Here is a 12,895-nt window from a genome sequence, read left to right as displayed (position 1 = left end):
GGGCTCTTGTCGCAGCTGACGACCGGGTTGAGTTCGGCCAGCACAGTTTCGTCGTCTTTAGAGAACAGCCATTGGCCGACGCCGCGCAACTGGGCATTGCCGACCCAGGGCAGCGATCTTGACTGCAGGGGGCCCACATTCGGCGGCAGCCTGGCCGCGAGCTCCGGGCTTGCGACGACAACCTGCCGGAAGGTTCCGAGACGCCGCGCCAGATTGCTGGAATCGGCCAGCCAGCCGACCCGGATGCCGAGGTCGATCTGCTCGTCGACGAGGTTGCTCACCGCGTCGTCGAAGATCGTCTCGACCCGCATCCTCGGATATTTCCTCAGATAGGCGGCGATGGTCGGCGCCACGATCTTCTCGCCATAGTCGAGCGGCGCCGTCAACCGCAGCATCCCGGTCGGCTTGTCGGCGCTTCGCGCGATGTCGCCATAGGCGGCTTCCGCTTCACGCAGGATGATGGCGGCGCGGTCGTAGAACAGACGCCCCTCCTCCGTCGGCGTGACGCGCCGCGTCGTGCGCCGCAGCAGCGTAGCGCCGAGTTCCTGCTCGAGCCTGCTGACCTGATGGCTGACCACCGCCTTGGCGACATCGAGCCGGTCGGCGGCCGCCGTGAACGACCCGGTCTCGATCACCGTGGTGAAATAGACAAGCCGGTTGAGGTTCAGAAGTTCGGCCATCGGCGAGCCATTGTCTGATTTGATCAGACAGTCTGTATGATTGATCACTATTTTTTGCAACCGGCCCAGCTGCCATCTAGGTCCGAGAGACAGACATCCGGACAAGACGGCCATGAGCAATGCAACGCTGACCTATCTTTTCGACCCGCTCTGCGGCTGGTGCTACGGCGCGACGCCGATGCTGGACAGGCTGGAAAAGAGTGGCGTGGTGCTCGAGTTGCTGCCGACCGGTCTCTTCTCAGGCGCCGGCGCGCGACCGCTGGATGCAGGCTTTGCCGCCCATGCCTGGGCGAACGACCAGCGCATCGAGCGGCTGAGCGGGCAGGTCTTCAGCCAGGCTTATGTCGACAACGTGCTGAACGTCCGCGGCACCTTGCTCGATTCCGGCACTGCCACCCTCGGCATCGTTGCCGCCGGCCTCGACGACCCGCGCCTGCGACTTGCGGCGCTGAAGGCGATTCAGCATGCCCGCTATGTCGGTGGCCGCGATATCGTCACGGTGGACGGCGTCGCTGCTGTCCTGACGGACGCCGGCATGGCGGACGCGGCGGGCATGCTGAAGGCGCCCACGCCGAAGCTGCTGGCGGCGCATCACGATCTGGTCAGCCGCGGCCGCGCGCTATTCCAGCGCCTGCGCGCCGATGGCGTTCCCGCGCTCGCCGTGATCCGTAAAGAGGCGCCGCGCCTCATCGGCGCCAGCGCGCTCTTCGGCAGCTACGACAATCTCGTCGCCCATATCCAGGCGGCTTGACCCAGCACAGCAGTCCCCCAAGCAGAAAGGAAATGCCATGAAGATCGCCCTTATCGGCGCCTCCGGCCAGGCCGGCTCGCGCATCCTGAAAGAACTCTCCGACCGTGGCCACGCCATCACGGCAATCGCCCGCAACCCGGACAAGATCGCGAAGCTTCCGGGCGTCACCGCCAGGAAGGGCGACGTCTTCGACAAGGAAGGCCTCGCCGAGTTGATCGAGGGGCATGACGCGGTGGTGAGCTCGGTGCATTTCACCGCCAGCGATCCCGACACGCTGATTGCCGCCGTGCGCGCTTCGGGCGTCAAGCGCTACCTCGTCGTCGGCGGCGCCGGCAGCCTCGAGGTCGCTCCCGGCAAGCGCCTTGTCGACGCGCCGGAATTCCCGGCTATCTACAAGACCGAGGCGCAGAAGGGCGCCGATTTCCTCGACACGCTGCGGACGATCAGCGATCTCGACTGGACCTTCCTGTCGCCGTCGGCCCTGTTCATCGCCGGCGAGCGCACCGGCACGTTCCGCCTCGGCAAGGATGCGCTGCTTTCCTCCGACAACGGCAGCAGCATCTCCTTCGAGGACTACGCCATCGTGATGGCCGGCGAGATCGAGACGCCCAGGCATATCCGGCAGCGCTTCACGGTCGGCTACTGATCACCGGGCTTCGATTCCAGCGCTGAAAAGGCACGCGGGCGCCGTTGCGACAGTTCGGCGATGCCCGCGGGCCCCCCCTTGGCAAGCCGGCGCTGCTTTGCATAGGCCGCAGGTCGCGGTTATAGCCGGAACTATATTAGAGGTTTCTTGACAATACGCTTAACCTCTGGTTTCATTCTTTTCAGGGATTTAGGCAAAGTTCGTTGCGTATTTTACGGACGGTGTTCGCATGTCGACGGTGGTTGTGGCGGACCCGCGGGGGGTGTATCTCGCAGGTCTGGAGTGGGTGTTGCGGAAGGCCGGGCACGATGTTGTCGCCGAGTGCCACCGCGTGGTTGACGTTCTTCCGCATGTGGAACGCCAGCGGCCTGATATTGCCATCATCGGCCTGGATTTAGCGGACCCGCAGACGGCCGGTCTTTCCTCCCGACTGAGAGCCGCCCACCGCGCCCTCGGCGTCATCTTCATCCTGCAGCCAAACGGCGGTCTCGGCGTCAAGGAGATCCAGGCGCTCGACGTTGACGGGCTGGTGCTCGACGGCATCAGCAACCGCTTCCTCGTCGAATGCGTGAACGCGGTGGCGAGCGGCAAGAAATGGATCGACAACAAGATCGTCCAGCACCTGCTGATGCCGCGGCCGCAATCCCAGCCCACGTCCAGGCTCACGGGGCGCGAGAGCGAAATCGCCGATCTCGTCTCGCGCGGCTTGCGCAACAAGACCATCGCCCAGCGGCTGCATGTGTCCGAAGGCACGGTGAAGATGCACCTTCACCACGTCTACACCAAGCTCAACCTCGGCAGCCGGTCGGAACTGGCCTGGGCGGCGCATGGCAAGGACACCGCCCATCCCGGGTCGGACCTGATCTGATCGGCCGGGACCTGATCCCGGCAGCGGTCTCGGTGTTGCGAATACCCTCCGTTCCCTGATTGCGACAGCAGGCGCAAGGCCTGCGGCAGCCCACGCTATCGAAGGATATATATCGTTCGATCAGGACGGGTATTCACCGAAATACTATCTAAGCGCGAATGGACGCACCCTCTGCAACGGCGACACAATCAAGCTAAGAAGGCCGCAATTCAATGCGCGATCTTCCTTAAATAGGGGCATAGGGGCGTCTTTCCAAAACCAGTAAACGTGGACTCCGCGTGTGTCCGAGCCGTGCGCATAACTGCTGCCGCGGTGAATACGACTTGTGGAATCAGTCAACCATCCGGAAAGGATGAATATCATGGCTACCATCAATATAAACGGCACGCTGGTCAACGACCAAACAGCCGGCGTACAATTCAATGATCCGGACGGCGACGATGTCGCTATCTCTGTCGACGCCGGGGGCGACATTTCCGGCAGTCTCGATGCTGCTTTTCTCGCCTTTCTCAACGGTCTCACGCTGTCGGACGCGCAGAAGGCATTCGCCGACTCCGCTGAGGCAGCAAGCCAGTCTGACCTCATCCAGGTGACGGCGGGAGCCAACGAAGTCGTTGACAGTCTGATATTCGCTCCGCTTACCAACGCGAATTCCGGTCTCGACACCGTCGGCGGCCAGGATATCCTCCTCACCACGTCGGCAGACGGGAAATCAGTGCTGGCGACCGCAGGGGTAGGTGGTCCCATCGTCGCGGCTTTCTACATCATCCCCGCCGACGCCGACAACTTGTCGGCCACTGTGCAGATGGTTACCTTCGAGGCAATCGCCCACCCGAGCGGTCTCGACCCTGACGACCGGGTGGACTTCAGCGACATCCTGAAGGTCCGCGCGTTGTCCCACACTGACACGCCCATCGGCGACGACATCAACGTCGACGATGACGGCCCGGACGTCAACACCAACGGGGCCGGCCCGGACCTCACCGTGGACGAGTCGTTCCTTGGCGGTGCCGGTGCTACCACAACCGGCAACTTCCTCGCCAACTTCCCGAACAGCTTCGGGACTGACGGCGCGGGCGCACTCACCTTCGCGCTCGGCATCCCCGCGGACGCCACAGACAGCGGGTTTGTCGACACGGCATCGCAGGAACACATTTTCCTGTACAAAGAGCTTGACGGTAGCATTACCGGTCGTGTCGGAGACGGTGGTCTTGCTGACGCGAACGGTGCTATCGCGTTCACGGTCAGCGTCAACACCACGACTGCCGTCGTGACGCTCACCCAGAGCTTGGCGATGGTTCACAACGTTCCGGGTAACGGGACCGTCCCGCCCGGCAGCTACGACGAAGCTATCTCGCTGGCGGCGACCCTCGTCACGCTCACCGCGCACAGCGAGGACGCTGACGGGGATGATGATTTCGCCACCCTGGACATCGGCGATAATCTCTTCTTCAAGGACGACGGCCCGAGCATCTCGGCAAACGGCACTCCGCCGACGCTCACGGTGGACGAAACCAACTTCGGTACCGACGACGGTCCGACGAGCTTTGCCGGCATCTTCACGCCGCATAGTAGTGGTGCTGACGGTGCGGCAAGCCCTGTCGAGATCACATACGCTCTGGCCGCATCCGGCGCATCCGGTTTGACTGACACTCTCACCGGTCTGTCAGTCGGCCTTTCGGTCGATGCTAACGGTGTCGTCCTCGGCACAATCACCGGCGGAATCGAAGTGTTCCGGATCAGCATCGACGCTGACGGTCTCGTGACATTCAACCAGTCCCGTGCGGTGATTCACGCGAACGCTGCCGATCCTAACGACACCAGGACATTGGCCAGCGCCAGCCTTATCCAGCTGACGGCGACCATCACCGACGGCGACGGCGACACGGCTGTGGCCACCAAGGATATCGGCACGAGCTTCGTCTTCACGGACGATGGGCCGACGATCACGAAGGCGTTCGACGGTGTTCCCGGCGGGGCTCTTGGTGACCACGAGACCCTGAGCAACGTGCTGACGAACCCGAACCAGTCGGCATCTGGCGACTTCGGTTTCGACATCGGGAACGACAAGTTCGCGACCTACGACGCCACGCACTCGGATTTCGCGAGCATATCGCTGTCCGGCAACGTCACCGGCCTGGTACCGAACACTCCGACCGCATTCGCAACCTCGAGCGTTACGCTCGTGGCCGGGTCGGAAACTGCCACCTCAGCGACGTTCAACTGGGCTGCCACTTACGACGCTAACCCGGACCTGGCTGGCGTTCAGCCGGGGACGATCGCCGGTACGCTTAGCTTCAACAAGACTGCCGACACCTACACCATCACGTTGAGCGATACGGCGGATGGCTTCACGAAGGACCTACTCCACACCTCGGAGTTGCTTTCCAAGGAGCCCATCGGCAACACGGGCCATCCGAACGTCGTGGTCGAGAAACTTTTCGATGCGTCGGCGACACCCGAACAGACCGACAAGGATTTCTTCGTGCAGTTCACCGGCAACTCAAACCCCAGCGGGAGCCCCTTTGGGTTCAACGGGACGGGTGACGGTAGCCCGATCGCCGGCGATACTTTTTTCAACGCCGGCCAGCAAGTCACCAGCAACTTCGAGGACTGGGTTTCCGCAACCCAGAGCACGAACGGTGTTGCCGGCGACACGATCCAGAAGGGCGAAGCGCTTACCCTCCGATTCTTCGAACTCTCGCCGGGCATCGCGACCGACGACGGCCACACCGCCCCGACCCAGACGGCCAACGATATGGCCATCGAGTTCGACGGTATCGGCAACTCCGAGGACCTGATGCTGGTCCTTAACCTCGTCAACCTCGGTTCAGACGGAGCCTTTGGGGGTTCCGGCACTGCGGCAGACACTTTCACCACGAAGGCGATGTACGTGCAGAACCAGGACATCTACAAGGCTAGCACTCCGGGTGGCGTACCCTCTCCGTATACCAACGAGTTCTCGCTCGACAACAACGACGGTCTCGTGATCGTCGAGCGGAACGACTATAACGCGGCCGGCGAGAACTGGGTGCTCCAGGGTGTCCAGATCATGCAGTCCGGCAACGGTCTGACGGGCCCCGACACTGTACCGGGTGGTGCGTTCGTAGAGACACCGACGGCGATCGACCTGCAAAAGGGAGTCGGTGCAAACGGGGGCAGCACGACCATCGCACTGCAGAACTGGGATGCGACGGACAACGATGTCCTCAAGATCACGGACATCGCTTTCACAGCGACCCAGACCGTGACCCCGGACGCGCACCTTGCGTTCGACGTGGTTATTCATGATGCCGACGGTGACGTGACCGGCACCAACCAAATCTTGGTCGACGTCATCTGACCGACGCCGCGACACGGGGAGGCGGTTCACGCCGCCTCCCATCCCCCATGTGGAAACGATCTCGCGCCCTGCGCAAAACCGGCACAAACCAAGGGGTCAACCCTGCACACAGGGCAGATATGATGATGATGAAAGCCCCACGCCCCTCTGCCCTGCAAGCGGTGATGAAAGAAGCCAGGCGCGCCATAAGACCGCTTGTCTGGTTCAGCGGCGGCATCAACATTCTGATGCTGACCGGCGCGTTCTACATGCTCCAGGTCTATCACCGCGTGTTGGGCAGCCACAGCCTGGAGACGTTGGTGATGCTGTCGCTGATGGCAGCCGCGGCGATCGCCACAATGGCGGGGCTGGAGGTGGTGCGCGCGCGTCTTCTGGCCAAAGTCGGCACGTGGCTGAACGCGCGCCTGGCACCGGTTCTCCTAAGCGCATCGGTTGAATACGCCGCCTCGGCACCCGGTCAGATCAATGCCCGTGCGCTGCGTGACCTCGACCAGGTGCGGAATTTCTTCACCAGCCCGAGCATCTACCCGATCCTCGACGCACCCTGGGCACCGCTCTTCCTGGGCGCCATCTTCCTCATGCATCCTTGGTTGGGCTGGCTGGCAACCTGCGGCGGTATCGTGCTGTTCGCGCTGGCGTTGCTCACCGAGTACCTGACCCGCAAGCCAATGGCGGAAGCCGCAGTCGCCCAGACGCGGGCTTACATACAGGCTGAGCAGACGATCCGCAACGCCGAGGTCGTCCAGGCCATGGGCATGCTCAATCCCCTGCTCGAGAGCTGGAAGGCCCAGCAGGACGAGGCAAACAGAGGACAATCCCTCGCCAGCAACCGATCCAGCACCATCTCGGCCCTGGCGCGCGCATTCCGGCTGGCCCTGCAGATGGCCGTGCTCGGCCTCGGCGCCTACCTGGTGCTGAAAAACGAGGCGTCGCCCGGCATCATGATCGCCGCCTCGATCCTGATGGGTCGCGCTTTGGCCCCGGTTGAACAGGCGATCGGGACATGGAAGGCGACGATCGGGGCACGGGCTGCTTACAAGCGTCTCGCTGCAATGGCCGGTCAGCGGCCGGAGGCCACACCGGCGCTGCCGTTGCCGCGCCCAAAGGGTAAGTTTGAGGCCGAGAACATCATGCTCGCCAGGCAGGGCGGCGAACCGATCCTGCGAGGCATCAGCTTCCAACTCAAGGCAGGTGAAGCGATGGCGTTGGTCGGCCCGAGCGCGGCGGGCAAGACCAGCCTGGCGCGAGTGCTGGCCGGCACTTGGCGTCCAACCAGCGGTCGCGCGCTGCTCGACGGCATGAGCGTTGCCGAATGGGCGGCCGAGGACCGGGGTCGACATGTCGGCTACCTGCCACAGGATATCGAACTCTTCGCCGGCACCGTCTCCGAAAACATCTGCCGCTTCGCGACGCTCAATCCGGCAGTCTTCAACAACGTGGTCAAGGCCGCGGAATTGGCTGGCGTCCACGAACTGATCAAGGGGTTGCCAAAGGGCTACGCCACCGAGATCGGTGAAGGAGGTGCGGCACTGTCCGGGGGGCAACGCCAGCGCATTGGACTGGCGCGGGCGCTCTATGGCGACCCGGCGTTCCTTATCCTTGATGAGCCTAACTCCAACCTCGACCACGAGGGCGAGCAAGCGCTGGCTACAGTCATCGGCAGGCTCAAGGCGGCAGGTGCGACCCTGATCTTGATCTCGCATCGGCCGAGCATCTTGGAAACGGTTGACAAGGTGTTGGTGCTCAACCACGGCGCACAAGACCTATTCGGGCCGCGTGACGCCGTTTTCGGTGAACTCGCCAACCGCGCTCGCAGGGTGACCCAGATGCCAAGAGCAACCCCGAAGGTGGTCAAAGACGTGCAAGACACCCAAGAGGCAAAGGAAGCATGAACACAATGAGGTCGTGCCGGTCTTGCAGTCTTTGCTGTGAGTTACCTGCGCTCGTTGAGTTCGACAAACCGATGACCATGTTCGGCCCAGTGAGGAATTATCGATGAACGTCGTTCCGCTGCCCGTCCCGCCGCCATCCCTGCTGACACCGGTACCCCTGCGTCTCGCGGGCGTGAAATGGACCGGGTTCGCGATCATGTTCCTGTTCTTCGGCGTGGCCGGGGGCTGGGCGGCGCTGGCACCATTGGACAGCGCCGCGGTGGCACCGGGCGTTATCAAGGTCGCCGGCGACCGCAAGCTCATCCAGCATCTCGAGGGCGGCATCATCGCGGAGTTGAACGCCGCCAACGGCGATATCGTCAAGGCCGGCAAGGTGCTCATCCGGCTCGATAACACACAGGCAACCGCGCAGCTTGACCTGATCCAGAACCGGATAGCGACGCGTGAGGCGCTGGCCGCGCGTCTCAGGGCCGAGCGCGACGGCAAGGCCGAGATCGAGTTCGATGCCGCGTTGCTCGCCAACCCCGCCAGCGCAGCAAGGGACGCCGTGGCCGCACAGCGCGACGTGTTCGCCGCCAAGCATCACAATTTGAAGGACGAGCGGGAAATTCTCAGCCAGCGCCGTCACCAGATCGAGGAAGAGATCACGGGACTGCAGCAGCTTATCGTCACCGAGGACAAGCAGATCGAGGCGATCGAGGGTGAGACCAAGGACCTGGAGAGCCTGCTGGCGAAGGGGCTGACCACCCGCGAGCGGAACCTGTCGCTCAAACGACAACAGCGGGAGATCGAGGGCGAGCGCGCTACCAACGTCGCAGCAATCGCTCGTGCCAGAAGCGCCATGGCCGAGATCGACATGCAAATCCTGAACCTCAACACAGTGCGGCTGAACGCGGCCGTCGATGAGCTGAGCAAGGTCGAGGCGGAGCTGTTCGACCTCAGACAGCAGGAGCGCTCCGCCAGGGACGTGCTGGCCCGCACCAATATCGCGGCGCCGGTCGACGGCATCGTCATGGACCTGAAGGTCCACACGGCGGGCGGTGTCGTGAAGCCCGGCGAGACATTGATGACAGTCGTGCCGCTCGGACAACAACTCGTGGTCGAGGCCATGGTCAGACCCGAGGATGTCGAGACGATCGCCCCCGGGCAGCCCGCGCGCGTCAGCTTCCCGGCCTTCGCCCGCTACAACCTGCCGCCTCTCGAGGGCGTCGTGGAGATCGTGTCGGCTGACCGCATGACGGAGGAGCGCAGCGGGGCACCGTATTTCGCCGCGACCGTTTTGATCGACAGAAATGAGCTCGCCAAGCTGGAGGGCCGTAAGCTCTTGCCAGGCATGTCGAGCGAGGCGATGATCCGGACGGGTGCTCGCACCGTGCTTTCCTACCTGGCCGAGCCGATCACGCAGAACTTCCGCCGGGCGATGCGGGAAAAATAGCCGTAGGCCGCCCTTCTCGCGCCTCGACTTACCGAACGATAGATATCGTTCGATAGGTAGGGACATTGACCATAATACTATCGAAGCGGGAATAGACCGGCGCTCGCCATCGGCGGGACAATCAGGGATTCGAAGGCCGCGATTCAGAGGGCGGTCTTTCCTTTGGATGGGGCCCCTCAGGAATCGATCTTTCGCCTGGGGGTACATTTCGGCAGAACAGCAATGTCGATCACCTCGATTCTCGACGACGAGGCCGTCAACGACCGGAAGACCGCGCTACAAACCGGCGACAACGTCGACGACGCTTTGACAGACACCGATGTTGCAGACTCCTCGCAGCCGGCTTCGTTCCGAACCTGTGTCGAGACGAACCTCGGACTGAACTCCGCGCTCCCCTACCGGCGCCGGCGTTGCGACCGCCGAACGGCAGGTTCCCCAGCAATCTTCACGATAATCTCTAGGAGGCTCTCATGGCGCTTTCCGTAACGCTCACCGGCACGACCGTTACCCTTGACGAAACGGCCGGCTTGCAGAATGACGATACCAACACCGCCTTGCCGACTGCGTTCTCCAGTCGGCTGACGGCACTCGGCGCTGACCCGGCCACCGCGATTAATGCAGCGGTGAGCAACGGCAACGTCATTTCCATCAGCGGCGTCACGGGCTCGGTCGGCAACATCGCCTTCACCGATTCTAGCGGCGGCGCGCTCGACGGTGACTCGAGCGGTCTCTTTACCAACGACGGCGAAGAGATCTTTCTTTTCACGGACACGCAGAACGACAACATCGTGCTCGGCAAGACGTCAGCAGGCGCCATCGCCTTCGCGGTTTACCTCGAGGAGACCGGGAGCCCGACCAGCGGCGGCAAGTTCTGGAGCATTCAATACGAGGCGCTGGAGCATCCGGACGCCACCAACCCCGATGACTCCATCGACCTGGACGGCAATCTCAAGGTCTCGGTCAGTGAGGAGATCAACTTCGCCTTCGCCGGGGCACCCTCGGGCAGCAACCTGTTCATGATGTTCGGCAATCCGGCCTCCACCCAGATCGTGGTGATCGGGAAGGACCCGCTCGATCAATCCGCCGGCGGCAACATCACAACCAAGGATGTGCTTAATATCAGCCAGGCCGGCAGCACCACCTCATTCGGCGTCAACGGCAACCAGATCAACCCCGGTGAGGGGGCGTTCATCACCTATGTCACGGGCGCGAACACGAACTTCCTGGTGCCAAATCTGGACCAGAACGAGGCCGACGTCGAAGCCAACATCGCGTTCACGAACGTCGTCAATGCGAGTTCGGCATCCTTCACCGTCAACCAGACCAATCCGGGCGTCGGACCCGTCAGCGTCAAGATCTCGGCCCTCAACACCGCCGCTGAACCGGGGGTGAATTTCGTCAACGGGCTCACCGGCGACACGGCCGTCACCATCACCTCGGTCTCGGTCGTCGACAACATCGTCAAGACAGGCAATACGCAATTTCTTCCGACCGTCACGGACAACGGCGACGGCACCTGGACGATCAAGGGCCTGAGCACCGGCGACAAGGTGCAGTGGACGACGAGCGGAACCCATGACCGCGTGCTGATCGAAAACGTCAGCAACGCCGATGGCGTTTCCGGCAACGACAACAACACCTTCGATATCGGCGGGTTCGGCCTCAGCCAGGCGCAGCCGGCACCCGACGAGAAGCTCGACTTCACCGTGCAGATCGCCGATTTCGACGGCGACACGGCAAGCGACAGCTTCTCCATTGGCATCGACGGGACCGGCATCTTCGACGACAACCACGTCGACGGCGTCGTCATAGCTTGACTCGATCCGGCCGGGCGCCATCCCCTGACGCCCGGCCGGGCACTGGCCCAAAGGCATCGAAACGGGGGTATCCGTGATGCAGCCAAGACCGCAGTTCCAGGAGGTGATGCATCTGGCGCGGCGCCAGGTGCCCGCCCTCCTCCTTTTCAGCCTGCTCGCCAACCTCCTCCTGCTCGCCAGCACAGTCTACATGCTGCAGATCTACGACAGGGTCCTGTCGAGCGGCTCGATCGATACGCTGATGTGGCTCACCCTGGCGGTGATCGCCGCGATCGCCGTCTATGGTATGCTGGAACAGGCCCGACGCATGATCCTCGGGCATATCAGCCAATGGCTCGATGACCAACTCAGCGTTCCGGTGATCGAACGAGCCATGGAAGCTCGCCTTGCGGGCAGCAGCCTCGAGGCCGGCCTGAAGGATGTGGCCGACTTGCGGGGCTTCGTTGCCGCTGACGGCATGCTGACCTTTCTCGACGCGCCCTGGACGCCCGTCTTCCTGGCGTTCATGTGGCTCCTGCACCCGGCATTGGGCCTGGTCGGAATAGCCGGGGCGGTGCTTTTGTTCTGTGGCGCGCTGGCCAACGACTTTCTCACGCGCCGCAAGGGCCAGGAAGCGTCGCTGGGTCTGCGCCGCAATCAGGCCGCGGCCAGTCAATACGTCGATGGCGCCGAGACGCTCCGCTCGCTCGGCATGTCAGAGCCGGCGCTGCAGCGCTGGGAAGAAAAACAGCAGTCGTTGATGACCATCCAAGCGCAGCTTCTCAGTCGCACAACCAGCATCGCCAGCCTGTCGCGCTCGCTGCGTCTGGCCCTTCAAGTGGCCGTGCTGGGGCTCGGCGCGTATTTTGTCCTGCGTGGCGAACTGACGGCCGGATCGATGATCGCGGCATCGATCCTGCTCAGCCGCGCGCTCGCGCCGATAGAACGCTCGATCGGAGCCTGGCGCAGCCTGGTCACTGCCCGCACCGCGCGTCGCAACCTCATGCGCCTCTTCGCCGACACCGGGTCCCGGCAGAGCGGCGGCGTAACCTTGCCGCGCCCGCAAGGGCGCCTGAAGCTCGAGGACGCATACTACTATGCGCCGGGAACACAGCAGACACTGATCAACAAAGTGTCCTTCGATGTGGTGGTCGGCGAGACCTGCGGCGTGATCGGACCGTCGGGCTCCGGCAAGACCACGCTCTGCCGCCTGATAGTGGGGACGCTGCGCCCGTCGCTCGGCCATGTGAGGCTGGATAGTGCGGAGGTCGCAAGCTGGCCGCCGGATCAATTGGGGATGCACATCGGCTACGTGCCACAGCAGGTTGAGCTGTTTCCGGGAACGATCGCCGAGAACATCGGGCGCTTGCGCGATGTCGACAGCGCGGCAGTTGTCGCCGCGGCGCAACTTGCGGGTATCCACGAGATGATATTGCGGTTGCCGAACGGTTATCAAACCGAGGTAGGGCCGCATGGGGCACGGA

Annotated in this window: 10 protein-coding genes; 9 read left to right on the top strand and 1 reads right to left on the bottom strand. The window is 63.1% G+C overall.

Annotated elements, in window-relative coordinates; translation table 11 throughout:
• Positions 1–680: LysR family transcriptional regulator (locus EN781_RS10140; RefSeq protein WP_127399950.1), on the bottom strand; the 680-nt coding region annotated here is incomplete at its 3' end.
• A 112-nt stretch (positions 681–792) separates the two neighbouring features.
• On the opposite strand from EN781_RS10140, the gene EN781_RS10135 reads away from it, so the two are divergent.
• From EN781_RS10135 to EN781_RS10095, 9 genes are all read left to right on the top strand, one after another.
• Positions 793–1,431, top strand: coding sequence for a DsbA family protein (locus tag EN781_RS10135; RefSeq protein ID WP_126056140.1), 639 nt, complete (start codon positions 793–795; stop codon positions 1,429–1,431).
• A 37-nt stretch (positions 1,432–1,468) separates the two neighbouring features.
• Positions 1,469–2,077 carry an NAD(P)-dependent oxidoreductase gene (locus EN781_RS10130; RefSeq protein WP_126056141.1) on the top strand — a complete coding sequence of 203 codons (609 nt, stop codon included), beginning with the start codon at positions 1,469–1,471 and terminating at the stop codon, positions 2,075–2,077.
• A 229-nt stretch (positions 2,078–2,306) separates the two neighbouring features.
• Positions 2,307–2,945 (top strand): response regulator transcription factor, encoded by a 639-nt coding sequence (locus tag EN781_RS10125; protein WP_127399949.1) that lies wholly within the window; start codon positions 2,307–2,309, stop codon positions 2,943–2,945.
• Positions 2,946–3,306: 361 nt separating this feature from the next.
• Positions 3,307–6,288, top strand: coding sequence for a DUF5801 repeats-in-toxin domain-containing protein (locus tag EN781_RS10120; RefSeq protein ID WP_126056142.1), 2,982 nt, complete (start codon positions 3,307–3,309; stop codon positions 6,286–6,288).
• A gap of 125 nt (positions 6,289–6,413) precedes the next feature.
• Positions 6,414–8,180, top strand: a complete 1,767-nt coding sequence (locus EN781_RS10115; RefSeq protein ID WP_126059206.1) for a type I secretion system permease/ATPase — start codon at positions 6,414–6,416, stop codon at positions 8,178–8,180.
• Between the two features lie 103 nt (positions 8,181–8,283).
• Positions 8,284–9,615 carry an HlyD family type I secretion periplasmic adaptor subunit gene (locus EN781_RS10110; RefSeq protein WP_126056143.1) on the top strand — a complete coding sequence of 444 codons (1,332 nt, stop codon included), beginning with the start codon at positions 8,284–8,286 and terminating at the stop codon, positions 9,613–9,615.
• A 222-nt stretch (positions 9,616–9,837) separates the two neighbouring features.
• Complete coding sequence (locus tag EN781_RS10105; RefSeq protein WP_126056144.1) at positions 9,838–10,101, top strand: hypothetical protein; 264 nt, start codon at positions 9,838–9,840, stop codon at positions 10,099–10,101.
• Positions 10,086–11,432, top strand: a complete 1,347-nt coding sequence (locus EN781_RS10100; RefSeq protein ID WP_127399948.1) for a DUF5801 repeats-in-toxin domain-containing protein — start codon at positions 10,086–10,088, stop codon at positions 11,430–11,432. Before EN781_RS10105 ends, EN781_RS10100 begins: the two co-directional genes overlap by 16 nt.
• A gap of 76 nt (positions 11,433–11,508) precedes the next feature.
• On the top strand, positions 11,509–12,895 hold a 1,387-nt coding region (locus EN781_RS10095), incomplete at its 3' end, for an ATP-binding cassette domain-containing protein (protein ID WP_245492581.1).

This window comes from Mesorhizobium sp. M4A.F.Ca.ET.090.04.2.1 (genome assembly GCF_003999085.1).
Taxonomy (GTDB): domain Bacteria; phylum Pseudomonadota; class Alphaproteobacteria; order Rhizobiales; family Rhizobiaceae; genus Mesorhizobium.
Note: the sequence above shows the minus strand (reverse complement) of the source record. Positions and strands in the feature narration are given on the sequence as shown.

Coding starts and splice junctions, on each gene's coding strand:
- EN781_RS10115 (WP_126059206.1), top strand. CDS start 6,414: ATGATGAAAGCCCCACGCCCCTCTGCCCTGCAAGCGGTGATGAAAGAA.
- EN781_RS10130 (WP_126056141.1), top strand. CDS start 1,469: ATGAAGATCGCCCTTATCGGCGCCTCCGGCCAGGCCGGCTCGCGCATC.
- EN781_RS10110 (WP_126056143.1), top strand. CDS start 8,284: ATGAACGTCGTTCCGCTGCCCGTCCCGCCGCCATCCCTGCTGACACCG.
- EN781_RS10100 (WP_127399948.1), top strand. CDS start 10,086: ATGGCGCTTTCCGTAACGCTCACCGGCACGACCGTTACCCTTGACGAA.
- EN781_RS10120 (WP_126056142.1), top strand. CDS start 3,307: ATGGCTACCATCAATATAAACGGCACGCTGGTCAACGACCAAACAGCC.
- EN781_RS10135 (WP_126056140.1), top strand. CDS start 793: ATGAGCAATGCAACGCTGACCTATCTTTTCGACCCGCTCTGCGGCTGG.
- EN781_RS10125 (WP_127399949.1), top strand. CDS start 2,307: ATGTCGACGGTGGTTGTGGCGGACCCGCGGGGGGTGTATCTCGCAGGT.
- EN781_RS10105 (WP_126056144.1), top strand. CDS start 9,838: ATGTCGATCACCTCGATTCTCGACGACGAGGCCGTCAACGACCGGAAG.